The organism is Paenibacillus sp. Soil750 (assembly GCF_001428045.1).
Lineage (GTDB): Bacteria > Bacillota > Bacilli > Paenibacillales > NBRC-103111 > Paenibacillus_E > Paenibacillus_E allorhizoplanae.
Map to the genome: position 1 here is coordinate 1 of NZ_LMSD01000020.1, position 24,996 is coordinate 24,996.

The 24,996-nt window shown below is 46.9% G+C and carries 20 protein-coding genes and 1 tRNA gene; 14 read left to right on the forward strand and 7 right to left on the reverse strand.

All coding sequences use genetic code 11. The features are described 5' to 3' along the window. Positions 1–347 precede the first annotated feature (347 nt). The 4 genes from ASL11_RS19785 to ASL11_RS19800 form a co-directional block, all read right to left on the reverse strand. Positions 348–710, reverse strand: a complete 363-nt coding sequence (locus ASL11_RS19785; protein WP_157256976.1) for a DUF5658 family protein — start codon at positions 708–710, stop codon at positions 348–350. A gap of 156 nt (positions 711–866) precedes the next feature. Next, positions 867–938, reverse strand: a tRNA-Lys gene (locus ASL11_RS19790). A 118-nt stretch (positions 939–1,056) separates the two neighbouring features. Continuing rightward, on the reverse strand, positions 1,057–2,613 hold the full coding sequence (locus ASL11_RS19795) for an ABC-F family ATP-binding cassette domain-containing protein (RefSeq protein ID WP_056618568.1): 1,557 nt from the start codon (positions 2,611–2,613) through the stop codon (positions 1,057–1,059). Between the two features lie 96 nt (positions 2,614–2,709). Beyond that, a complete protein-coding gene (locus ASL11_RS19800; protein ID WP_056618571.1) occupies positions 2,710–3,453 on the reverse strand; it encodes a spermidine synthase in 744 nt (247 codons plus the stop codon). Between the two features lie 339 nt (positions 3,454–3,792). Here ASL11_RS19800 and ASL11_RS19805 point away from each other — a divergent pair, with 339 nt between their 5' ends. The 7 genes from ASL11_RS19805 to ybaK all read left to right on the forward strand — a co-directional run bounded on the left by ASL11_RS19805 (position 3,793) and on the right by ybaK (position 12,406). Further along, positions 3,793–4,752 (forward strand): carbohydrate ABC transporter permease, encoded by a 960-nt coding sequence (locus tag ASL11_RS19805; protein WP_056618574.1) that lies wholly within the window; start codon positions 3,793–3,795, stop codon positions 4,750–4,752. After that, complete coding sequence (locus tag ASL11_RS19810) at positions 4,749–5,594, forward strand: carbohydrate ABC transporter permease (protein ID WP_056618577.1); 846 nt, start codon at positions 4,749–4,751, stop codon at positions 5,592–5,594. Before ASL11_RS19805 ends, ASL11_RS19810 begins: the two co-directional genes overlap by 4 nt. An 81-nt stretch (positions 5,595–5,675) precedes the next feature. Continuing rightward, on the forward strand, positions 5,676–7,439 hold the full coding sequence (locus ASL11_RS19815) for a sensor histidine kinase (RefSeq protein WP_056618580.1): 1,764 nt from the start codon (positions 5,676–5,678) through the stop codon (positions 7,437–7,439). Continuing rightward, positions 7,417–9,027: a response regulator transcription factor gene (locus ASL11_RS19820; protein ID WP_056618583.1), complete on the forward strand. Its 1,611-nt coding sequence runs from the start codon at positions 7,417–7,419 to the stop codon at positions 9,025–9,027. Before ASL11_RS19815 ends, ASL11_RS19820 begins: the two co-directional genes overlap by 23 nt. 182 nt (positions 9,028–9,209) lie before the next feature. Beyond that, the gene (locus ASL11_RS19825) at positions 9,210–10,544 is read left to right on the forward strand and encodes an ABC transporter substrate-binding protein (RefSeq protein WP_056618588.1); all 1,335 of its coding nucleotides are present in this window, start codon (positions 9,210–9,212) and stop codon (positions 10,542–10,544) included. Positions 10,545–10,723: 179 nt separating this feature from the next. Then, positions 10,724–11,707: an aldo/keto reductase gene (locus tag ASL11_RS19830; RefSeq protein ID WP_056618590.1), complete on the forward strand. Its 984-nt coding sequence runs from the start codon at positions 10,724–10,726 to the stop codon at positions 11,705–11,707. 225 nt (positions 11,708–11,932) lie between these two features. Then, positions 11,933–12,406 (forward strand): Cys-tRNA(Pro) deacylase, encoded by a 474-nt coding sequence (ybaK, locus tag ASL11_RS19835; RefSeq protein ID WP_056618594.1) that lies wholly within the window; start codon positions 11,933–11,935, stop codon positions 12,404–12,406. A gap of 59 nt (positions 12,407–12,465) precedes the next feature. Here the strand turns inward: ybaK and ASL11_RS19840 are convergent, their stop codons facing one another. Continuing rightward, the gene (locus tag ASL11_RS19840) at positions 12,466–13,356 is read right to left on the reverse strand and encodes an AraC family transcriptional regulator (RefSeq protein ID WP_056618597.1); all 891 of its coding nucleotides are present in this window, start codon (positions 13,354–13,356) and stop codon (positions 12,466–12,468) included. Positions 13,357–13,478: 122 nt separating this feature from the next. On the opposite strand from ASL11_RS19840, the gene ASL11_RS19845 reads away from it, so the two are divergent. Continuing rightward, the gene (locus ASL11_RS19845) at positions 13,479–14,552 is read left to right on the forward strand and encodes a Gfo/Idh/MocA family protein (protein WP_056618600.1); all 1,074 of its coding nucleotides are present in this window, start codon (positions 13,479–13,481) and stop codon (positions 14,550–14,552) included. Between the two features lie 66 nt (positions 14,553–14,618). After that, the gene (locus ASL11_RS19850) at positions 14,619–15,455 is read left to right on the forward strand and encodes a sugar phosphate isomerase/epimerase family protein (protein WP_056618603.1); all 837 of its coding nucleotides are present in this window, start codon (positions 14,619–14,621) and stop codon (positions 15,453–15,455) included. A 286-nt stretch (positions 15,456–15,741) separates the two neighbouring features. On the opposite strand, the gene ASL11_RS36560 is transcribed toward ASL11_RS19850, so the two are convergent. After that, positions 15,742–15,927, reverse strand: coding sequence for a hypothetical protein (locus ASL11_RS36560; RefSeq protein ID WP_056618606.1), 186 nt, complete (start codon positions 15,925–15,927; stop codon positions 15,742–15,744). A 586-nt stretch (positions 15,928–16,513) separates the two neighbouring features. Here ASL11_RS36560 and ASL11_RS19860 point away from each other — a divergent pair. Then, positions 16,514–16,810: a hypothetical protein gene (locus ASL11_RS19860; RefSeq protein WP_056618609.1), complete on the forward strand. Its 297-nt coding sequence runs from the start codon at positions 16,514–16,516 to the stop codon at positions 16,808–16,810. A gap of 174 nt (positions 16,811–16,984) precedes the next feature. Here the strand turns inward: ASL11_RS19860 and ASL11_RS19865 are convergent, their stop codons facing one another. Further along, the gene (locus ASL11_RS19865) at positions 16,985–19,309 is read right to left on the reverse strand and encodes a response regulator transcription factor (protein WP_056618612.1); all 2,325 of its coding nucleotides are present in this window, start codon (positions 19,307–19,309) and stop codon (positions 16,985–16,987) included. 154 nt (positions 19,310–19,463) lie between these two features. Here ASL11_RS19865 and ASL11_RS19870 point away from each other — a divergent pair, with 154 nt between their 5' ends. The 4 genes from ASL11_RS19870 (at position 19,464) to ASL11_RS19885 (ending at position 24,973) form a co-directional block, all read left to right on the forward strand. Further along, positions 19,464–20,984: an extracellular solute-binding protein gene (locus ASL11_RS19870; protein ID WP_056618616.1), complete on the forward strand. Its 1,521-nt coding sequence runs from the start codon at positions 19,464–19,466 to the stop codon at positions 20,982–20,984. Between the two features lie 492 nt (positions 20,985–21,476). After that, on the forward strand, positions 21,477–23,018 hold the full coding sequence (locus ASL11_RS19875; RefSeq protein WP_056618619.1) for an extracellular solute-binding protein: 1,542 nt from the start codon (positions 21,477–21,479) through the stop codon (positions 23,016–23,018). Positions 23,019–23,104: 86 nt separating this feature from the next. Continuing rightward, positions 23,105–24,061 carry an ABC transporter permease gene (locus ASL11_RS19880; protein WP_082595619.1) on the forward strand — a complete coding sequence of 319 codons (957 nt, stop codon included), beginning with the start codon at positions 23,105–23,107 and terminating at the stop codon, positions 24,059–24,061. A 36-nt stretch (positions 24,062–24,097) separates the two neighbouring features. Further along, positions 24,098–24,973 carry a carbohydrate ABC transporter permease gene (locus tag ASL11_RS19885; protein ID WP_056618622.1) on the forward strand — a complete coding sequence of 292 codons (876 nt, stop codon included), beginning with the start codon at positions 24,098–24,100 and terminating at the stop codon, positions 24,971–24,973. The last annotated feature ends 23 nt before the right edge of the window (positions 24,974–24,996 follow it).

The window sequence follows — 24,996 nt, forward strand, 5'->3', positions numbered from 1 at the left end:
GAATAGCACAATTGGTTACATGTCACCTGAGCAATTTGAGCAGCTATACTACCAGCAAGTCGCATAACTTAGTGACGTCCACTTTCTTGACAGAAGAGCAAACCTCCAGTTAATTTAATACAGTTTAGTCAATCTGAACAAAAGAGATAGTTTTACCTACATTTTTTACAGTTAAATCGAGTTTTCGAAGAAAAACCTCGGAAATAGTTGTATATTTTCCAGTTGATGCAACTCTGTATGCGCCGTGATCCTCTAAACCTACAAACAGCAAACACCGAGATTTTGTTCAATAGGAGTATTGGTTATGTCCCTTAAAAACTTTGATACATCCCATGAGGATGGTGTAGCTACGCAGAACCAGCGACGTACGTTAGCCCATAGGAGAGCCAGACGAAATGATACACATTGACGGCTGCATAAACGATAACGGTGAGGGTCAGGCAGGGCTGGACCCATAATTTCTGGCGAATATAGGGATATATGAGCATGAGTGCGAGAGGGAATATGAGTTTCACGAGATAATACGCGATGATGTGCCATTCGTAGAGATGGCGGATGAACGGATTGGCCTCTTGAATGAAGGCTAGCTGCAAGCCGATATCGGTGAATAGCGCGTCGAAAAAGCAGAGAATGAGCAGCAATACCAGCAGTTTGCTCTTAAACATGGATCGAAAAACAAGCATACGGTTCCTCGCTTTCCGTGGCTTCATTCGGATGCGTTCCCGAGCATCAGGCAGGTCAGAGATGAGGTGGACGAATCCTGCTATTGATACATAACGTATCATCTTAAGGTCAGTTTGTCCAGTTCACAGCGTCGTAAGAGAAAATCCCCCTGCGATCCGATGAAGATCGAGGGGGATTCATTATAGGCCCGGTGGGGGTCGAACCCACAACCTACCGGTTAAGAGCCGGTTGCTCTGCCATTGAGCTACGGACCTAAGATCTATTGATTGTAACATGCTACGTAAGATTGGGTCAATCTATTTTCCAGAACCTGTCATGAAATAAAGAGCTTACCCGTTCGTGATAGGGTAAGCTCTTCAAAATACGTGTGGATTAGAATACTTTCGTCGTCCATGACTCACAGTTCCAAGTCTCTGTCACAACATCGCGATAGAAGTCAGGTTCATGGGAGATCAGGATGATGCTGCCTTTGTACGCTTTCAGTGCACGCTTCAGCTCTTCCTTCGCGTCGACGTCCAAATGGTTCGTCGGCTCATCGAGTACGAGTAGGTTCGTTTCGCGATTGATCAACTTACATAGGCGGACCTTCGCTTTCTCTCCACCGCTAAGCACGACAATCTTGCTCTCGATATGCTTGGTCGTTAGTCCACAGCGTGCAAGCGCCGCGCGAACCTCGAATTGGTTCAAGGAAGGGAACTCATTCCAAACCTCATCAATACACGTATTGTTGTTGGATTCCTTAATTTCCTGTTGGAAATAGCCAACTTGTTGGTTTTCACCCTTATGCACGGAACCTGACAACGCAGGGATTTCGCCTAAAATGCTGCGTAGCAACGTCGTCTTCCCGATGCCGTTGGCACCGACGAGTGCAATTTTCTGCCCACGCTCCATGCGCAGGTTAAGCGGACGGGATAACGGTGAGTCGTAACCGATAACCAGATCTGTCGCCTCAAAGATGAGCTTCCCGGCTGTACGTCCTTCTTTGAAGTTGAACTGTGGCTTCGGTTTCTCTTTGGCAAGCTCAATGACTTCCATCTTGTCGAGCTTCTTCTGTCGGGACATCGCCATATTACGAGTGGCGACACTCGCTTTGTTACGTTGAACGAAGTCCTTCAACTCCGAAATTTCCTGCTGTTGGCGTTTGTATGCGGACTCCAGCTGGGATTTTCTCATTTCGTGAACTTCTAGGAAATGATCGTAGTCGCCGACATAGCGGTTCAAGGCTTGATTTTCCATGTGATAAATCAAGTTGATTACGCTATTTAAGAACGGAATGTCATGGGAGATAAGGATGAAGGCATTCTCGTACTCATTCAGATAGCGTTTCAACCATTCGATATGCTGTTCATCCAAATAGTTCGTAGGCTCATCGAGGAGCAGGATGTCTGGCTTTTCCAAAAGAAGCTTCGCCAACAACACCTTCGTACGCTGCCCACCGCTCAAATCATTCACATCTTTATCTAAGCCGATATCTGTCAGACCCAGACCGCGGGCCGTTTCTTCGATTTTGGCATCGATCATGTAGAAATCTTGATTCGTTAACGTATCTTGAATCGTTCCTACATCCTCGAGCAAGCGCTCAAGCTCTTCAGGCGAAACGTCGCCCATGCGGCCATACATATCGTTCATTTCTTGTTCCATATCGAACAGATACTGGAAGGCACCTTTCAACACGTCGCGCATCGTCATGCCTTTGCTAAGTACCGCATGTTGATCGAGGTAACCAACGCGCATGCGCTTGGACCATTCGACTTTCCCGTCGTCTGGCTGCAGCTTGCCGGTAATGATGTTCATGAAGGTCGATTTCCCTTCACCATTTGCGCCAATAAGTCCGATGTGCTCGCCTTTCAACAGGCGGAAGGATACATCGTTGAAGATCGCGCGATCCCCAAATCCGTGACTAAGTCGTTCTACGTTTAATATGCTCATGAATGACACCTTTTCTATTGAACTTTTTTTGCTTCTTACATTTTATTATAAACGATAGGAAGCAAACAACTCCCCCAGGTGAATAAAAAAAGGAAATTAAGCTTCATCCATCAGGATATGCCCATAGCCTGGCTCAATTTCGACGAAGCCAGCCATATGGCGCATGTGGCGGGTGATCGGCTTATTTTGACCCATCAGGATCATATTCTGCAGATCGCGGCGTCCCTCAGAGGGGAGAGCGAATGCTTTAACATGATTAAACACTTCACTAAGTGTTGTGTGAATAGCGGCTAAGAGCGGGTCATGCTCACCTTTACCCATTAAGTTCAGAAGAATTGCGCCGCCCTCGTCGAGCTTTGTGAGAGCGATTTGGAAAAAGGTTAATGACGTTAATGACAGCGGTGTGCCCTTATCAGTAAAAGCATCAACAAGGATGTAATCATACGTTCGAGGAGGCTCGTTGCTTAGGAGCTCCCTGCCATCACCGATGTGCACATTGTCCTGGTTGTAACCGAAGTAGCGCCTGCTCAGCGCCACGACATGTTCATCCAACTCCGCAACGGTGAAGCGTTTCTCTCTCAGGTGGGAAGCGATCGTGCCGATCCCGTGACCGATGAGGAATACACGCTCAAAGCTAGGGGCATTAATCTGCATGAGATGAATCATAGCTCGTGGATATTCGAAAAGGATACGATCTGGATGCTCCAAATCCATCGCACCTTGCATGGCTTGATTGGAAAACTCCAAGACGCGAAAGCTCCCTTTTTCATCAGAAAAGGTGTTGGTGTCATATATGGAGATGTCATGGTGGGCGGTTTGTTCCTTGTATAGCACGTTCAACGATCGGATCTCCTTCGATAATAAGTATGTGGATAGTATATCATAGCGCGGCAAGCAGCAGAGCTGGAGCTCCATGTCAAAGATACGAAGGCCCTTCGGATCTATGTGCAAGGGGATAGAAGCATTGTAGGTGAGCCGATGTTAGGGAAATGATCGTTGATTGACGGGCAATGAATGGATATAGAATTAACCTCCTCAGCAGAATAGGCTGGGAGGTTTTTGGTCTGGGTTGTGTTCGATAGGGATGAAGTTGTGTTCAATCCTCTCATTTTCTTGGGGAGAGGGCTCTTTTATACTGATGATAGATGAAATTACTATTAGAAAAGGGTGAGCCCCAATATGCGCACACAACCTACGACAAATGCCAGTAAACAGGCTCAAAAGCGGTTCTCCGCCTTTAATTGGAAGGGCCGTTGGGAATCGCCTGTAGCAGGGTATTTGTTCATCTCCCCATGGCTGCTTGGCTTCTTGCTCTTAACCTTATGGCCGATGATCCGATCGGTTTATTATTCCTTTACCAAATTTACTTTGCTGGACGCTCCTGACTGGATCGGCTTGAGAAACTATGAACGCATCTTCGCCGACGATGAAACGTTCAGACAGTCTCTCACTGTCACGCTGTTGTTCGTTGTCATCTCTGTGCCAATCAAGCTGGTGACTGCCCTGTTGGTCGCTATGCTGCTTAACAAGAACATAAAGGGAATTTCCATTTACCGTACATTTATATATTTGCCATCTCTAATCGGAAGCAGTATCGCCGTTGCGGTTCTATGGAAAAACATTTTTGGGATCGACGGATTTATCAATAAGTTTTTGGGTATTTTCGGAGTGGAAGGGATCAGTTGGATCAGCAGCCCTGGTACGGCTCTGGGTACATTAATTATTTTGGTGGCTTGGCAGTTCGGCTCTTCGATGGTCATTTTCCTTGCAGGGTTAAAACAAATCCCTTCGGAGCTCTATGAAGCTTCATCTGTCGATGGCGCGTCGAAGCTCAGACAATTTTTCAACATTACGCTGCCAATGCTTTCCCCGGTGCTGCTGTTCAATCTGGTGCTGCAGACAATTGGTTCGTTCCAAATGTTCACACAGGCATTCATCATTACAAAAGGCGGTCCGATTAACTCTACGTATATGTATGCCCTATATTTGTATGAGAGAGCCTTTGCTCGCTATGATATGGGGTATGCTTCAGCATTAGCTTGGATTCTGCTTGTTATTATCGGGATCGCAACTGCCCTGATCTTCGCATCGTCCCGTTACTGGGTATTCTATGAGACTGAAGGAGGCCGTAAGAAATGACACTAACGCAACGCCGGACTCTCGGCTCCCATATTTTTTTAGCCCTATTCAGTATCGTGATGGTCTATCCCATTTTGTGGTGGGTTGGAGCGGCATTCAAATCCAATGATGAGATGAGCTCACCTAATTTGTTCCCGAAGGTATGGTTGTGGAGCAACTTCACCGACGGCTGGGTTGCGCTTCCGAAATTTACATTCACACACTTCTATATAAACTCCTTCGAGCTTATTGCAGGCGTGCTAATTACATCGGTGCTTTCTTGCAGTCTCGTCGCTTTCGGGTTTGCCCGACTGGATTTCCCGCTCAAAAATTTCTGGTTCTCTATCCTAATGGTCACGTTGATGCTGCCTAGTCAGGTGACGTTAGTCCCGCAGTATATTATGTTCAATACATTCGGCTGGATTAATACGTATCTGCCGTTCTATGTCCCGCATGCCTTAGCTGGCGGTATCGGCGGACCCTTCTTTATTTTCCTGCTTATTCAGTTCATTCGCGGACTTCCGAAGGATCTGGACGAATCGGCCAAAATCGATGGCTGCAGTTGGTTCGGCATTTATTGGCGCATCATCCTCCCACTGACCAAGCCTGCACTAGTCACGGTAGCCATCTACTGTTTCCTATGGAACTGGGATGATTTCTTCGGACACTTGTTGTATATCAACTCGGTAGATAAATATACGGTAGGGCTGGCACTCAAATTGTTTGTAGACAGTCAATCTGCCTTGCCTTGGGGTCAATTACTGGCGATGTCACTCGTATCCATTGTTCCTTCGTTAATTATCTTCTTTATGGCTCAGCGTCATTTTGTAGATGGCATTGCGTCAGGTGCAGTGAAGGGGTAAAATTTGATGAGTTGCTTGAAAAGCTGCGATATTGTGCAGCTTTTTTGGCTTTTAGGATTGCCGCCTGAGGGGAGGACCTTGATGAACTTATTCAAACGTGTGCGGATTGATCGGTTGTTTTTCAGTAGTTTCGCTTCTTTCTTATCGATCTTGCTTCTCGTCTTTACTTGGATCAGCTACAGTGTGACAGCTAGGGAACTTGCGGATACATCATCGTACTACCAGCAAGATATGCTTAATGAGCTGAATAAACAGATTGATATCCAGCTGAAATCGATTGAACAAATGTCGCTGGCTGCTTCCCGCAATATGAATACGATCGGCTATGATCCCTTTGAAAAGGATCCTTTCGAGTTATTTCATCGCAGGGACGATATGCTGCGGATGCTGGCAAGCATTACGTACAGCACGACGATGGTTCAGTCCATCTATTTATATATAGACAATCCAACTAAGACCGATCCGCAGGCTCCTGTGCAAATTCTGGATATGAAGCATGTTCGGGAGGAACCATGGTACCCGGAAATCCAGAATTCAGACTTCGCCTGGGTCGGGGAGCGGACGCTCCCCACTAATAAAGGGCCGCAACAATTTATCAGTTTCGCTCGTAAGCTATATAACAATTCGGATAAGTACTATGGGATGCTGATGCTGAACGTGAAGGCGACCGCAATCGAAAGTATGGTTCGCGGGGAGTCCGAGGGAAAAGAGAAGAACCGGCTGCTGTTGGATGCCAGCGGCAGGACGATTGCCACGATTGGAAAGCCGACATTGAGCGAAGAGGATCTTGGGCTGATCAGCAGTAAGGAGATCGCATCGAATTATATACATCTTCCTGACAAACAAGGCGAAGGGGCTCTGCTTGTATGGAGTAAGGTGCGATCGGATTGGATGTTGATTGAAATCACGCCATGGAATGACATTGTACACGGGAGTATCCGGTTGGCTTATATTCTAGTCACTGTCGGTCTGACGGCCATCTGCATCACGGCCTTCTTCACGCTGTTCCTGTCTAAGCAATTCACGAAGCCGATTCGCTTACTGCTTGCGCGAATGGGAAGAGTGCCTGCTGCAGGAGCTGCAATGGATCTGCCTACCGATTACGAGAACGAGTTCGGGAGTTTATTCAACGGTTACCGCCGGCAAATGGAGCGGATTGAAGAGTTGCTGCAATCGCTGCAATCTCAGCATAAGCGTAAGCGAGAAGCGGAGATATTGGCGCTGCAGGCGATGATAAATCCCCATTTTTTATACAATACCTTGGATCAGCTGAACTGGATCGCTATTGATTCTGGACAAGAGAAGATCAGTACAATCGTTTCCTTAATGGGCAAAATGTTCCGTATTGGTCTTTCCAATGGTGAGACGGTCATTCCAATTCGGGATGAGCTGACGCATGTAGAGTGCTACCTGCAAATTCAAAAAATTCGTTGGGGTGAGCGTCTTACTTACACCATTGAAATCGAAGAGGAGTTAAAAGAACTGTATATTTCGCGTTTAACGATACAGCCCTTTGTGGAGAATGCGTTCATTCATGGATTTCATGGCAGGAGGGCTGGGGAGGTTCATATCTCCATTAATCGTAAGGAAAACGAATTGGAAATTATCATTACCGATAATGGCGTAGGGCTGAGGCCAGAATGGGATGTACCGAAGCCGCGCAAAACCGGAGGCTATGGCGTTAGGAATGTGATGGACCGCATTGCTGCCTATTTCGGGGAGCCTTACGGAGTCACGATGCGAGGCAGAGAGGAAGGCGGAACGGAAGTGGTTCTGCGGCTCCCTGTTTTGCACGATAAATCCGAAGTGGAGGAGGCTTTTCATGTGGAGAGTACTTATAATTGATGATGATTTTCAAGTGCTGGAAGGGATGAAGAAATCCATCCCCTGGGAGCGGTTAGAGGCGGAATGGGTAGGAGAAGCGATGGATGGGCAGGAGGGGCTTCAAAAGGTTAAGGAAACGAGCCCAGACATTATCATTACCGACATCTATATGCCCGTGATGAATGGTCTCGAAATGATCGAGCAACTGAAGCAGGTAGGATTTGCGGGAGAAATCATTATTCTCAGTGGTTATTCTGATTTTCAGTATGCGCGCCAAGCGCTGCGATTGCAGGTAAGTGATTACTTATCAAAGCCAGTCACGATGGATGAGCTTAGTGGTGTGCTGGAGCGGGCGATCCATGAGTTGGAGACCAAGGAGCTGGCGAAGCTAGAGCAGGAGGAGACGCGGCGCAGGTTAATGATGTACGAGCCCTTCGTGCAGAAGGAATGGCTGAAGTCAGTCGTCACCGGTACGTTGGGTCGGGCTATCGCGGAGGAAAGCATGGAGCCGATCGACGAGAAATCGTGGCTCAAGCAGAAGCATCTCATCATGGGCATCGAGCTGATGGGGACAATCCGTGTATCGAACCTAACCTTAACGGACTGGAGCTTGTTCCGGTTCGCTCTGGCCAACATCATCTGCGAAGTGCTTGAGCGGGATTGGCCGCTTTCTGAGTTCATCGAGCTGCACAGCCATCATGCTGCTATCGTTTTTCATATCCCTTTGGAACAATCGGATGAAGAGGCCCGAGCGAGTATAAAGCGTATTGGAGCGTACATTTCGGAATGTACCCAGACCTATTTGAAATTAAGTATCCGTATCGGAATTGGAAGTGTGCAGGCGGACTGGAGACAACTCTCTGACTCAACAGAAGAGGCTTTCTTGGATCTCCTGCAGCAAACGCTGAACGAAGATCAGGGGACTCGCCTGTCCAATCCGGATGCTGCAGAGCCCGAGTTTACGATTCGCCCTATCAAGTTTTATCAAGAGCTAGCCGAGGCTATCGTCTATGCGAAGCAAGAGGAGACGCTTGCGATAGTGGATGCCTACTTGGCGCAGCTCCGCCAGATGCCTTCCGTAACGCCAGCGTATCTGCAATACTTATGTTCGGAGCTGTGGACGATTCTGGCCTATTCGCTATACAGCACCGGCGTGGTGCTCGACGATCTGTTCCCTGGTCTGCCGGCAAACCAGGAAATTACCAAGATTCAGACGATCGAGGAGCTCCGGGATTGGCTTGAAAATAAAATCTCCGGCATTTCCTCACAGCGTGGATGGAGCGAACACTCCAAACATAAGGAAGCCATTGATTTCATGATTCAATATGCGCATGAGCATTATGCCGAGGACATTGCTTTGGAGGATTTATCGAAACAGCTGTATCTAACCCGCAATTATTTGAACCGGATGTTTAAGAAAGCAACGGGAGAAACCTTTACGAACTATTTGATCCGTGTAAGGCTAGAGAAGGCCAAAGTACTTCTGACAGAAGGTAAGCACATGATTTACGAGATAGCAGAAAAGGTAGGCTACAAGAATGTGGCTTACTTCAGCTCCATTTTCAAAAAACATTATGGTATGAATCCCAGCGAGCTCGGAAAGAAATAGGTTGTGCTCGATTGTGGTAGAAATGTGTTCATTACCCTTATTTTGATTGTGTCCTTCGGTTTATATAATGAAGGTATAAGCGCGCTGCTGATGAATGGAGTTGCTACTGTACCTTCGTTCCTTTTATCGGAAAGGCGTTAACACATGGACCTGAATATGGAGTACAGGAAGGGGTTAGCAGAATGATGAACAAGCAGATAAAAAGATGGGGTTTACTGACAGTTACAGCACTTACAGCTGTAAGCTTGACCGCTTGCGGTGGCAATACCACAACCAGTACCAAAACAGGTGAAAGCGCACAACCAAGCAGTGGTACAGCAGCAACAGCAGCAGTGGTCGATAATAAGCCTGTGAAACTGCGCATTGTATGGTGGGGCTCACAAGCCAGACATGATGCGACCTTGAAGGCACTGGATGCTTACACGAAGAAACATCCAAACGTTACGTTTGAACCGGAATTTTCCGGGTTCGATGGCTATGCGGATAAGCTTGCCACTCAGGCTGCGGCGAAAAACGCACCAGACGTCATCCAAATGGACCCGGCTTGGTTAGCTGAATATAGCGGAAGAAACCAACTCGTGGATCTGTCCAAAGGCATCAATACGGCGGATATCGATAAATCACTAGTCGATTCCGGTAAATATAAAGACAAGTTGTATGCGATTCCACTAGGAAATAATGCTACGGGGATGTTATTCAACAAGAATGCAGTGGACAAACTGGGTATCACACCTCCGGCTAATGGCTGGACATGGGATCAATATTTCCAATTCGGCAGGGATGCGAAAGCAAAGCTAGAGAAGGACAAATATGCCTTAATGGATGCGACGAATGATTACACCGTTTACTCTTCCTACCAAAGCAGCCAAGGCAAGGGCTATCCGGTTACGGTAGATGGCAAATTCAATTTGGACAAAGATACGTACATCACGTATGCGAAGAAATATGCGGATCTTCGTAAAGAAGGCGTAGTTCCTCCACCTGATGTTGCAACGACAGATAAAGAATCCGATGCGAAGATGGATTTGATGAACAACGATACGGTCTTGATCAAGCGCAGCTTCGCGGCCCTATTGCCTGGCTTTGAGGGCGTGAAACCAGGTGCTTATAAGTTTGTTACACAGCCTAAAGGCGCTCAGGCTAGCGGCTTCCTGAAGCCGTCCATGTTCTGGTCCATTAGTGCGGATTCTAAGAACATTGAAGCGTCCAAAGCGTTTATCGACTGGTTTGTGAACGATACGGAAGCAGCGGACATTTTGACGACAACACGCGGTGTACCCGTTTCCAAAAAGGTTCTCGAGTATTTGACACCGAAGCTGACTCCTGCGGATAAACAACAAATCGAGCTGATCAAGAATGTCGCACCAGACGCTCAACCATTTAACCCTGGTGCTAAAGGCTGGAGTAACTACACAGCTAAGGATTTTAAGGATATTGGTGAAAAAGTGATGTTCGGCAAAATTACGCCGGAAGCGGCGTATGATGAACTGGTAAAGAAAGCGAAGGATTATCAATAAACTGCGGGATTAGAGCAATTCATGAAAACTCAGGTTGTCGGGACTTTCTCGATAACTTGAGTTTTTCGCGTTGGTAACGTTCCAACCTCGCTTCTGTCGCGAATTGGGTGATTCATACGGGTATCGTGTATAATCAATGGAAGAATCACATCATAGCTAATAAGGAATAGGTGAATAGTATGGTGGGGAAAGCAGTACTCCGGCAGATGGGCAGTTCGTCCTTAGCTTTATCGCCACTCGGACTTGGCTGCTGGCAATTCAGCAATGGTCAAGGAATGGTTGGCAAGTTTTGGCCAGTTCTGAAGAAAGCGGATGTGCGCAGCATCGTTCAGACCAGTCTCAAGGGTGGGATTAATTGGTTTGATACAGCGGAGGTTTATGGAAAAGGTCAATCCGAGCAAATGCTGGCGGAAGCGCTGCGCGAAGCGGGACCTTTGGCTGACGGAGCACATATTGCGACGAAGTGGTGGCCGTTCCTTCGCACGGCAAGCAGTATCACGAGTACGATTGATGAGCGCATACGGCTGCTGGAGAATCGGACGATCGACCTGCATCAGGTGCATCAGCCTTTTTCATTTTCATCTGTTCGAGAAGAAATGAACGCGATGGCAGGACTTGTGAAGTCAGGTAAAATCAAGAACGTAGGCGTCAGTAATTTTTCTGCTGATAAAATGCGTGAAGCCGACCGCGTCCTCCGCGAGCACGGACTTCGCCTCATTTCCAATCAAGTGAAGTATAGCTTGCTGGACCGCAGGATTGAGCACAATGGGATCATGAAGGCTGCCAAGGAGCTTGGTGTCGCGATTATCGCGTACTCACCGCTGGAGCAGGGGATTTTAAGCGGCAAGTTTCACAAGAACCCAGAGCTGGTGAAAGCGATCAAAGGCCCGCGTAAATTCACATCGGCTTTCCGTGCTTCGGGGCTGCAGAAGTCGAAGCCACTGATCGACAAGTTAGATGAACTTGCGCAGCTATATGATGCATCACCGACGCAGATCGCGCTGAATTGGCTGATTCATGCGCATGGGGAGACCGTGTTCGCCATTCCAGGTGCGTCGAAAACGCATCACGCAGAAGAGAATGTGAAAGCCATGCAATTCACACTGACAGATGAAGAACTGAAGCAAATCAGCGATGTATCGAACCGGGTGCTGAAGACATAAACGATCGGCAATAAGCCGTCATGTAAATGTAACAAGATTGAAATCTTATCTTCAGGTAGATTTAAGGAAACGAGCCTATACTTAATCTCGACCCCCTTTTTAAATATAGATAACTTGAGACCTGCGGCCCGTTGCTGTGGGTCATTTTTTTGTTAACCCTTGCGAACAGGCCTTGATTAGGTAAAATGGAACCATACATTTAGCATATCGGAAAAAGGTGAGAACATGGTGAAGACAAATGCTTGTCGAAAATTAGACTCGCTAAAAATTCCCTATACGTTGCATGAATACGAGTGGGATGAAAATCAATTAGATGTCCGCACGGTGGCCGAAAAGGTTCATTTGTTAGTTAGTCAACTTTATAAAACATTAGTTTTGAAAGGGGATAAGACGGGGGTGATCGTGGCCTGCATCCCTGGAGATCGAGAGCTTAATTTAAAAAGTTTGGCAATCCAAAGCGGTAATAAAAAGGTAGAAATGGTTCCTGTAAAGGATATTCAGAATCTTACGGGATATATAAGAGGCGGTGTCTCGCCGCTCGGTATGAAGAAAAAATATCCGTTCTTCTTGGATAGTTCCGTGACAAAGAAGGAGCTGGTCAGCATTAGTGCAGGCCGTCGTGGGCTGCAAATATTTATAAGCGGTGCTGATTTAGTTAAAGCTTCTGAGGCAAATCTTGTGGACATAACAAGTACATAGCTACCTGCAAAGAACCCGCAATTTGCGTAGTGCGAAATGGCGGGTTCTTTGTTCAACAGCTACGTTACCGCACGCCCATGTTCAACTCGCCTATACTCCTTCGGCACAATGCCCTTACTCTCTCGGAATATCCGCGAAAAGGTTTTGTACGAGCCATAGCCAACTTCCAAGGCGATCTCCGTGACGCTCATATCGGTGGAGACAAGCAGGCTGCAGGCATGGCGCAAACGCAGATCGTGAAGGAAATGGACGAAGGTTTGGCCAGTTGTTTGCTTAATCACTTCGCTGATACGCGACACGCTCATCGTGAAGCGAGCTGCCAGATCGGACAGTGCCAGGTCCTCTTGATAATTCCGATGGATATAATGAATAATCGGCCACACGGCGTGGCTGGACCTTGAAGGGGATTTGGCCAACGTTGCAGCTTCTTCCTCCTGGCCTGCGTGCTGGAAGCGATGCCGATCAAAGCGGATCAGAATTTCCTTCAGTTTGGCCTTCAGCAGAGTTTGCCTGTACCGCTCGTCGCCGTGATACTCTTTCACCATCTCTTCGATAAGAGATGACATCATCTCTTGCTCGGTCCCTTCGAACTGTACATATGCCGGCAATCCATTCGAATCATTAAACAGATCAGAAAGACCTTGATCGTTCCCAGTCTCCATAAGCAAATCCATACTGAACATGCCGTTGAGGAGAACTAGTTTTTGACCCGGATCCGTAAAAATCTCATGTACTTGATAGGGCAGCACAAAGGTGAACGTGCCAGGTGCCATCGTATGTTTTACATCATTTATCGATTCTGCGCCACGTCCTTCGACCACATAGGAGAACTCGAGGTAATCATGGCGGTGCGCGCGAAAACCGTGCTCCAATGTATTTCTACTAAGGTGGAACGGGAAGGGGGAATGCATATTTGGGTACGTTTTCAGATAATCTGGAAAATACGTCATGATCAGTCAGGGCTCCTTCGAAAAAATGGGACGTTTTCCGAATATACGGTACGACTTCTTAGTGATCTTATTTTATCATAAAAGCAGAGTCAACAGCGTGTACTTATGAGGAGGAACGAGTCGTGGAAAGCGTTAACAAAATTAGAATTGGGATTATTGGTGCAGGCAATATTGGCGGGGTTCATATTCGGGAGTTTTCAAAGCTGGCGGAACTCTGTGAGATTACGGCGATTACGGATGCGTACTTGCCTTTAGCTACAGCGAGGGCTCAAGAGCATGGCATTGCTCATGTGGCTGCTACACCAGAAGAGCTGATTCAAAGCACGAACGTCGACGCTGTCATTATTGGCGTGCCGAATCAATACCATGCTTCCCTTGCTGTACAAGCGATTGAAGCGGGCAAACATGTACTTATTGAGAAGCCAATGGGCATTAACGCCGAAGCGGCTAAACAAATATATGAAGCAAGTAAAGCATCGAATACGATCGTGATGATCGGTCACCAAATGCGTTGGGAATCCGTTCCTATGCAGATTAAAGAGCAAGTTGAAGCAGGCGAGCTAGGCAAAATCTACACAGCCAAAACGGGCTGGTTCCGCCGCAAAGGCATCCCAGGTTGGGGAACATGGTTCACGAGAATGGATGAGTCCGGTGGCGGTCCTTTGATCGATATCGGCGTTCATATGTTGGATCTTGCCCTCTATTTAATGGGGAATCCGAAACCAGTTTCTGTTGTTGGTGCAACGTATGCGGAATTCGGACCACGTCGCAAAGGGATTGGCACATGGGGCAAGCCGAATTGGAATGGTACGTATGATGTAGAGGATTTGGCGACTGCGCTGATTCGTATGGAAGATGGCAGCACGCTGACGCTTGAAGTGAGCTGGGCAGTTCACATGGACACGGATAACACGCCTTTCGTACATCTGATGGGCACGGATGGCGGAGCTAGTTACAAGGGACCTACGGGGAAATTGCTGACAGAGAAATTCAACCGTCCAATCGAGACTGAATTGAAAAAGCCTGAGAATGATGAAGGCGAGCGCCTACGTCTAAGCCTACATTTCCTAGATTGTATTCGTGAAGGCAAACAGCCGATTACATCGGCGCTTTCCGGTTATACGAACAATTTGATTCTCGATGCGATTTATGAGTCTTCGCGTACAGGTAGCGAAGTGAAGTTGAACTGGGATTAGTCGCGGATAGAGCGAAGAAAAGACTGCAAAAAAACTATAGCAGAAACCATTTGGAGGGATTATCAGATGCTTAGAGGGTTAACGAGAGCAGGGCTTGGCAAGATCGAGAGTAATGAGCAGTTCATCGAGTTAGCGGCAAAATATGGCTTCCAAGCGGTCGACATCGACGCTGTGGGCCTTGTAGAAACACACACCGTCGCTGGTGCTCGTGAGTTATTAGAGAAGAATGGACTCGTCATCGGGTCCATCGGTCTGCCCGTGGAATGGCGTTCCACGGAAGAAGTGTTCCGCGAAGGGCTGCCGAAGCTAGCCCAAGCCGCGGAAGCGGCAGCAGCGCTCGGCTGCACGAGCTGCTGCACGTATGTGCTGCCCTCGACGGACCTCGGGGCAGCGCACTTCATGGCGCTCGCGACGCGCAGATTGCGCACGTGCGCCCAAATCCTAGGCGCCTACGGCATCCGCCTAGGGCTGGAATTCGTCGGTCCGCATCATTTGCGGACACGTTGGCAGAATCCGTTCATCTGGACCATTGATGAAACTTTGGATTGGATCGATGCGATCGGCGAGCGCAACGTGGGCTTACTGTTCGATTCGTACCACTGGTACACGAATGGCGGGACTGTCGCGGATATCGAGAAGCTCCGCGTCGATCAGATCGTGCATGTGCACATCAACGATGCACCAGATGTGCCGGTTGAGGAAGTGCTCGACAACGGACGTGTGTATCCGGGCGAGGGTGTTATTGATTTGGCAGGCTTCCTGCAAGGCCTGCAGCGTATTGGCTACACCGGCGCCGTGGCGCAGGAGATCCTGACGGCCGAAGCGCCGACAGATTCTCCGGAGAGCCTGGCGGAGCGGTCCAAAGCTGGCTTCGACAAGGTGTATGCCGCGGCGGGACTGTAGGTTGTGTGTTGTGTGTTATGTGGAGAGTGAATCCTTCGGGATTCGCTTTTTTTGTTTCTGTGGGGCGGGATGGGTTGCCCGTGCTCCCAACCCCACCAGACCCCGTTTGATACAGGATTGGTCGAGGAGTGATAGGGGGGAAGGGGATTATTCTCTGGAAAATGCAAATAGGCAACCTTTTCTCCTCATTTATCCTCCAAATTGGCAAATGCGTGCAAATAGGCAACCTTTCTATCGGATTTCAAGGAAATCTCTTCAAATCACACTAAATTGATGCCTATTCGCATCAATTTCCAACATATGAGGGAATATCTCTGTCAAAACTGCAATTTTGCTTCCAACCCCAACCCCAACCCCAACCCCAACCCCAACCCCAACCCCAACCCCAACCCCAACTCGTACCTGCGCGTTCCTCCACGTCTAGAACTCGTCCACTTGTATGCTTAGCTGCTACCGTCACTAACCAGAACATAGTTCCATTGGACAACTCCAATGGATGGGGACTTAAAACTAGCTAAAAACAAATTTGAGTGGACAAATCCACTCAAAACGAACAAAAAGGGCCTTTTGGGCACGATATGGGGTTGCTTAAGTGGATAAATCCAATGTAGAAGAAAATTTGAGCCAATTGGATTGGAATACACTGTATTTGTCCAATGGGTAGGCCTACTTCGAGATTTTATCCAAATGCGCGGGGGAATCACGCGTGAGAGAAATAACTGGATTTCCTCCCGCTAATTCGGAGGAAATCCACGTCTTGGGACAAATAACTGGATTTCCTCCAGTTATTTTCCTCTCTTTTCCGCATCCACGCCGAAAAGCCGAAAATTAGCTGTAGGAAATCCATCTATTCGCAAATTCTCGGTGAATGCGCCAGAATTAGATGTAGTTTTTCCAGCTAAATGGAGCCACGCTAGTCACAAGCCACCTTCCGTGGCGATTCCCACCAACCAACGCATCCCATTCGACAAAAATTCCTACATTTCGTCCCTAAACTGTGACAAACTTCTCAGGGAAACTCGGGTACGATTTTAAAAAAGCGAAAAGGAGATAAGATCATGCAAATTAAGAATAAACAGGACATCAGCTTGATTTTGGACAACTTTTCAAACTTCGCAGAGTGGGACGCAGCAGGGAAGAAGCTTTACCTTGTTTTTGCTGATAAAAAACGTGGAGGTCAATGGACCTTAATGAGTTATGAAGACGAACGCATCAGTGTACATGGCGTGGGGAAAGATTATGAGGACGCAGAAGAGTTGTTCTTCGATGAGCGTAATCAGGTGCTCTCCTTCCTGTGGGACAACCGTGCCGCGCTTAAAGCTGCGGTTGAATCCAGCCAAGTGGTTTCCGCTTAATCGCGTAGAAACGCAGATCATATGGACAAGCCTCCTAGAGGCTGTCCAATAATCCCCGGTACACTAGCAAGACGAACAACAGCCTGCGAAACCACCAACAATCATGTGGTGGCTTCGCAGGCTGTTTGCTTTTCGCCTTATTCGCTCTTCGTCCTCGCTCCAGGCAACCTACCCCTACGTACTAGGCGGCAAGCCCTCCCTCTGCTTATCCCGGTACTGACCGGGTGTAAGCCCTTCCTGCTTCCGGAAGGAGCGGATGAAATTCTGTGAGTTGTTGTAACGCAGCTTCGAAGAGATATCCTTGATCGGCATATCGGTCTCAGAGAGCCATTTTTTCGCCATATTGAAACGATAGTTCGATAAGTAATCGCTGAAGGAGCAGTTCGTCTCTTTGCGGAAAATGCTGCTCAAATAATTGGCATTGTAATGCAGGCGAGAAGCGCATTCTTCGAGTGTCAGATCCGTATCGTAATAATGCTGCACGAGATCAATAATTTTCTCGGAAATGTTGTGGTACTGCGCGTCCTGCCTGTCACGATAAATACGGATCAGCGGATGGATGACCTCCGTCCAGAACCAGTCCTCGATCTCCGGGGTCGTATGCAGGCCGAGCACTTCCTCGAACAAAGAGCCTTGGTTCGGATGAATCTGATTCAAGGCGATGCCGGATTCCTGCATCATCATGAGCAAGTTGTTGAGCAGCCGTGCCAACGGGATTTGATACTCCTGCGGGGTGAGCTGCGCCGCGAAAACAGCATGCAGCAGCTGCTTCAACAGCTCGCGGGATTTATCCTTTTCGGCTAGCTTAATGCTGTCGATCAGTTCATTCTCAAGAGGCTTCGGATAGTTCAAATTCAAGTAATGCTTCCCTGAGTTGATATTCTCATACTGAATGATGATGCCCTCGCCAAGCTTGATACGATGCTTCAATGCCTCGAGTCCTTCTTTGTAGGCCAGCGACATCTGGGTGAACGCATGAATCGGCAAGGAGATCCCAATAGAGATGTGCAGCTTCAGGAAGTTATAAATATGTTGTTGAACCTGCTCGGTTAGGCCGTACACCATCGTACGGAAGTCACTGTCGACGCTGTCTGAACTCCCGATCATGGTCACAATGGTCTGGTCAATTAGGATCGGCGCTAAGCGCTGCTCGGAAGGGATGAGCTCCTCCATCATGTTGTGCACGGCGAAGAGCAGCAGCTCCATGTCCTTTTTCTCATAGCGAGTGTGGTCGATGGCGTCGATTTGGATGGTGATGACGGACATCGTTTTCCAAGCAGCAATATGGTCGGTGTAGCCGAATTGGGCAAGCTTCTCTAATAGCTCAGTCGGCTTAATATGCCCTTGAAAAGCCTTGATCAGAAAGAAGGTCCGCACCTGACCGATATGTTGATGGACTTCTTTTTCGAGCTGTGATTTCGATTGGAACAACGTGTGCACATGCTCACTGATCATCTGAAATTCATTCGCTTTGCGCTTCTGATTCCCGCTCACCAAGCCTCCGATTTGATTCAGAAGAAGCTGGATCGGTGAGTACATTTTACGCGAAACGAGCCATGCGAGTACCAATGCAAGAAGCAGCATCAGGACGCAAATATAGATCGTATAGGTTCCAATTTTACTGGATTCCTTGGTCAAGCTGTCAATCGAAGTCAGAGAAAGATAGGTCCAGTTGTTCAGATTCGAACGCAGATAAGTAACGGAATAAGGCTTATCGTGAATACTGGCGCGGAACTGTCCGCTCACGTCTTCTTCAAGGTGTGTCAGGTCGGTCAGGCCAGCAGCTGTGATTGATTTTCCGATGAGACCCGGATCTCGATTCATCACAATTCGCTTGTGTTCATCCATGATGACAATGTCATCGGGATGTTCGCTATCACTTTGAATCATATCCTTAAGGGAGCAGGCAGGAATATTAGCTAAAGCGAGGCCGAATTTATCGAGTCCAGTGGTCGGCAGCTTTTTAACTAGCGAAATACTATAATCACAGGTCACGCTTCGCGCATTTTCTTCGGTGTAAAACCACTCGGATGGATTCAAGATCCACGTGCTATTATCTTGCGTGTTCATCAGGGAAATCAATTTATCAGCAAACGGATAGTTGTCGAATTTGTACAGCCCTGAATTTTTGATCATCCAATTCTGTTTCGCATTAATTAAGAGCACATCTTCCAGTCTCGTGTCAAAAGATTGCATATACCGAATCTCACTTCGCAGATCATCGTACATCATGAAATCGGTTACAGTTAGCGGCATTTCCATGGCCTTTTTGAGAACGGTGGAATTGATGACCTGATTTAGTGTATGGTTGACAGTGGTTAATTTCTGCTCTACATTGGAGTTAATTTGGGTGATTAACTGCATTTTTCCTTCGTTTACATTTTTTTGGATTTCACTTGAGGACGTAAAGAAGGCGAAAGCGCCGATAAAGATTACAGGCAGCGTACTAAGCAAGAAGCTGAATATCGTCATTTTGCTAAGAAAACTTAAAGAGCGCATCGTATCCAACACCTTATCTGTTCAAAGAATCATTCGTCAGACTATCTATGTATTGTAGTCAAGAGTGCGGTTCAGATCAATAATCATCTGCAAATGGGATAATCATTATCTCATATTTGCCGCCAAAACACAGCTGTTGCAAGGAGGAGTTAGCATGAGAAGTAGGATTGTTGGCCAGCGGTTTAAGTGGACAGGACGTATGAGTATAGTCTTTATTGTCATCATGTTGATCAGTGCCTGTCAGAACGACAACACGCCAAAAGCAGAAAATGATAAAGGCGCAAGGCCTGTTATTTCTATTATGGCACCTCTTCATTTTCCGCATCCGCCGATACCAGAGCTTGTCCAAGCGATTGAAAATAAGACGCAAACGAAGTTGGAATTGAATTGGGTTCCGGATGGCATCTACACGGATAAAATGAATACGGCCCTTACGACGAACTCGTTGAAAAAGGCGACTTACGTGAAATATACGGACTACATGCTGATGAAAAATTCGATCCGTTCCGGCGCATTCTGGGATATTGGACCGTATTTGGCTGCGTATCCGAATTTGAAAAAGTTGAATAAAGAGATTTTGGGGCAAGCAGCAGTCGATGGCAAAATTTATGGCTTATATACCGAGCGCCCGTCCTCTCGGCAAGGCATTATTATTCGTGAGGATTGGCTGAATAATCTGAAGCTGAAAAAGCCAACGAATCTTGATGAACTATATGAAGTGCTCAAAGCGTTCACTTTTGGTGATCCTGATCGCGACGGGAAGGACGATACGATCGGATTAACGGACCGAAATGATCTGGTGTTCGGCTCTTTTAAGACGCTCAGCTCCTATTTTGGGACACCGAATAATTGGGGTGTTTCGGGAGGCAAGCTTGTACCGGAGTTTGAAACGCAGTCCTACGTAGATGCGATGAATTTCATGAAGAAACTGTATGATGAGAAGCTGATTAATTCGGATTTTGCCGTAACGAGTAAGGAAGTACAGCGAGATAAGCTGATTCGTGGCACGGCCGGCGTGTACATTGGCAGTATGCAGGATGTGCAGCGTCTTTCCGATGAGGCGCAGTTAGTGAATCCGGAGGCAAGACTGACGTTGGTGAATCATATTGAAGGGCCGCAAGGGTTTCATATTTGGTCCATTCCTAACTATAGTGCGCTATATCTCTTTTCGAAAAAGGCGATAAGAACTGAGGCGGAATTGAAGCAGATGCTGCAGTTTTTTGATCGGACGATGGATAAAGATGTCGCCAATCTCATGAAGTATGGCCTAGAGGGACGGCATTATACGGTTAAAGATGGGCAAATCCAGCTCTCCGAAGAGACATCGAAGATTCGTGTTAATGAAGTCAACGCGCTATATGCGCTAATGATCGCCGATTTGAACAATCCGAACGTTATTCCTGTTGTGGAAAGTGAATCTTTGTCCCAACTGGCCGATACGCTTAGCTTGGATAATGAGAAATACGTCGTCAAGGATCCGACATTAGGCGTTGAGTCGAAGACTTATGACGAGCGAGGCGTCGAGCTGTACAAAATCATTTCCGATGCGACATACAATTATATCCTGGGCAAGCTGGATAAAGCGGCTTTTCAGCAAGAAGTCGAGCGTTGGAAGCGCGGCGGCGGGAATCAGATGATACAAGAGTATAATGAGGCGTATGGGAAGAAGGGGTAAAATCGGGGAATCACCTGCAAACCCTGGGATATCGAGCGAATAACTGGATTTCCTACAGCTAATTTTGGCGGATTTCGTTGAAAAATACGATTAGATGGAAAAAGGGTAGTTAATTTGAGCTATTATCAGCCATATGAGTAATTTAGCTTAAATTAGATGGAGGTTTTCCATCTATCTCGGAAATTAGGCGCATGTCGGTGGAAATAGATGGAGGTTTTCCAGTTAAACTTTCGTGGAGGCAATCATCAAAGTACTTAATCAAAATAACGAGTCTACCAACCGGTAGGCTTTTTCTTTTGTCGTTTTAGGCCTAAAGACTCAACCCCACGGCCAGGAAAGCCTCCTCAATAATCATCTCCCCTCCCGATAATCATCATCTCACATCCCGCGTCATACGTGGGGTATATGAGTAAATGATTGTTTCGGTACCCATCCCGAACCGTGTAATGTGTGAGTTGTAGCACACAACATTTTCACGGAGGTCAAACCGATATGAAGAGAAATTTAGTTACGATTCCACTAAGCGTACTACTCGTTTCGAGCTTTGCTTTGGCAGCATGCGGAGATAAAGAAACACCTGCATCAACATCAGTAGCAGCATCAACAACGGCAGCAACGACAACAACAGCACCGAAGCCGACAGACAATACACCGACAGCAATCACAATCATGGCACCACTCAATACGGCACAAACACCACCAGATACGATTATTAAAGAACTTGAAAAGCTGACGAACACGAAACTGACGTATCAATTCTTCCCGGCAGACACGTATGAAGAGAAGTTGAATACGACGTTTGCAACAGGTGCGCTGCCACAAGCAACGTATTTGAAAAACCAAGCAACGTTCATTCAAATGAAATCGGCGATTCGTGACGGACAGTTCTGGGAGATCGGACCTCTATTGAAAGACTTCCCGAACCTTAGCAAATTGAAATCAACAACGAATGACAATACGAAAGTCGATGGCAAATTGTACTCCTTGTACCGCGGCGTAGACATCGCTCGTCAAGGTCTCATCTACCGTAAGGACTGGGCAGACAAGTTGGGGCTGAAACCTCCTGCTAATTTAGATGAATTGTTCGCAATGGCGAAAGCATTTACGGAGAACGATCCGGATGGCAATGGTAAAAAAGATACGATTGGATTAACAGATCGGAACGATCTCATCTACGGAGCGTTCAAAACCATTGCTGCTTGGCAGGGCACACCAAATAACTGGGGCGTAAAAGACGGCAAGCTAGCTCCTGAATTCATGTTCCCGCAATATGTAGCGACCATGGATTATTTCAAAAAAATGCGTGATGCCGGCTACATCAACAAAGATTTCGCTGCTACAAGTAAAACAGATCAACAAAAGCTGTTCACTAGCGGTGCAGCAGGTATGTATATTGGCGCGATGACAGACGTTTCGACATTGAACAAGGACTTGGTCAAAAACGTACCGACAGCTGTAGTTGATGTCCACAGTATGGTAGCTGGACCTGACGGCAAATTCGCAGCATGGGCACTGCCTGGCTATGCAAACGTTGTTCTATTCCCGAAATCCGCGAATAAAACGGAAGCTGATCTTCGCAAAGTACTCGCTTACTTCGACAAAATGATGACACCAGAAGTAGCTAACATGGCGAACTGGGGCATTAAAGATGTGAACTACAGCGTAACAGATAACAAAGCGAAGAAGCTGGATGAAGAAAAATGGACACGCGAAGTGAAACCATTCACAGATGCAGCAATTGGTGATGAGGATACGTCCGGCAGATTCTTGGGTATTCCAACGATCCCAGCGCAAGGAAAAGCAGATGAGTTGAAAATTGCTAACCTGAAGTTCGCAGTTCAAGATCCAGTAGCTGCACTTGATTCCAAAACAAACCTTGAAAAAGGTGTTCAAGCGCAAGCCGTTATCACGGATGCAACGAACAAATACATTTACGGAACAATCGATAAAGCAGGCTTTGATAAAGCAATTGAAGATTGGAAAGCTCGTGGCGGCAGCAAAATCATCGAAGAATACAACGCACTTAAAAAGTAATTCTGCAACAAGTGTCTGACAAGTCAAGGTGAGAGGGCTGCTGAAACCGCGGCGGCCTTCTCCTTTTAAGGAAAGGAAGAAGTCCTATGCAAGAAGTGAAAGTTGCGCAAAACATGGTCGCTAGGAAGTCAAAGTCAAGCAGTGAGCTGAGCAGACGTCTTTGGAAAAATAAATGGATCTATGTCATGTTGCTGCCGGGGATTTTGTACTTTATCGTTTTCAAATACATTCCGATGTACGGATTAATCATTTCCTTTCAGAACTACAAGCCTTTCAAAGGCGTTACCGGAAGTGAATGGGTTGGTTTGGAGCATTTTAAGCGCTTGTTTACAGAACCGGATTTTCTAAATATTTTGAGCAATACGTTAATCTTGTTCGTTATGAATCTCTTATTTTATTTTCCGATTCCGATCATTTTGGCGCTCATGTTGAATGAAGTCAGAGGGGATCTCTTTAAGAAAGTGTTTCAAACAATCGTGTACCTGCCTCACTTTATGTCTTGGGTAATTATCGTCTCGATCAGCTTCGTCATGTTGACTATGGATGGCGGGATTATTAATGAACTTATTTCATATTTTGGCCTTGAAAAGATTAATTTTTTACTAGCTCCAGAATGGTTCAGACCGATTTATATTTTGCAAGTCATTTGGCGTGAAGCAGGTTGGGGAACGATCATTTATTTAGCGGCGATTGCTTCCATCGATCCAGGTTTATATGAGGCTGCTCGTATGGATGGTGCAGGACGTCTTAGACAAGTGTGGCACATTACGCTGCCCGCGATTCGAAGTGTCATTATTGTTTTATTAATTTTGAAAATTGGTGCGGTTCTCGAGCTCGGTTTTGAACATGTGTATTTGCTTCTTAACTCCATGAACCGAGAAGTTGCTGAGATCATTGATACTTATGTATATACAGCGGGTCTTAAACAAGGGCAATTCAGTTACAGCGCAGCGATTGGTTTGTTCAAATCATTCATTGGACTTGTACTGGTGATGCTAGTGAATCGAATTGCGAAGAAAATGGGCGAAGAGGGCGTTTACTAGGCCCTGTAAGCGCAAAGCAGCTAGGAGGTTGAAGTCGTGGTAGAAGATAAATCATTAGCCGGCAGAATGTTCGGTATCATCAACTATTTGTTATTAACCATCATCGGATTGATTACAATCATCCCGTTCGTACACGTGGTGGCAGGATCTTTCACGACGAGTGCGGAGATGGCGACGAAGAAATTCGTCCTCATTCCAACGGATTGGAGTATTGAAGCCTATCGCTTTATTTTTTCAACGAACACCATATTTAAAGCCATGGCGGTCTCGATTGGGACGACGGCTATCGGCACAGTGATTAGTATGTTCATCACAGCGTTGATGGCTTACGGTTTGGCACGCAGAGATGTAGATGGGCGTAAAGTGATCATGTTCCTCGTTGTTTTTACAATGCTCTTTCATGGCGGCTTGATCCCGACGTTTCTCGTAGTAAAAGAGCTTGGTATGATCGACACCTACGCGGCGTTGATTCTTCCAACAGCAGTTAGTGCATTTAACTTAATTATTTTGAAAAACTTCTTTCAAAACATCCCGGAAGGGCTCGAAGAGTCGGCGAAAATCGACGGCTGCAGTGACTTCGGTATCCTATTCCGTATTGTTCTGCCATTATCAATGCCTGCGATTGCAACGATCTCGTTGTTCTACGCGGTAACCTATTGGAACACGTACTTGAGTGCGATTCTTTACATCAATGAAAGTGCCAAATGGCCGATTCAAGTCTTGCTGCGCCAAATTGTCGTTCTTGCCAGCGGTCTGGACGTGAGCTCTGACTTGGACAGCGCGACACCACCACCAGCGCAGTCGATCAAAATGGCCGTTATCGTCGTAGCTACGATTCCGATTCTGATTGTGTATCCGTTCTTGCAGAAGCACTTTGCTAAGGGCGCGATGATTGGATCCATTAAGGGGTAGTCTGTAAAAGGACAAGACATCAC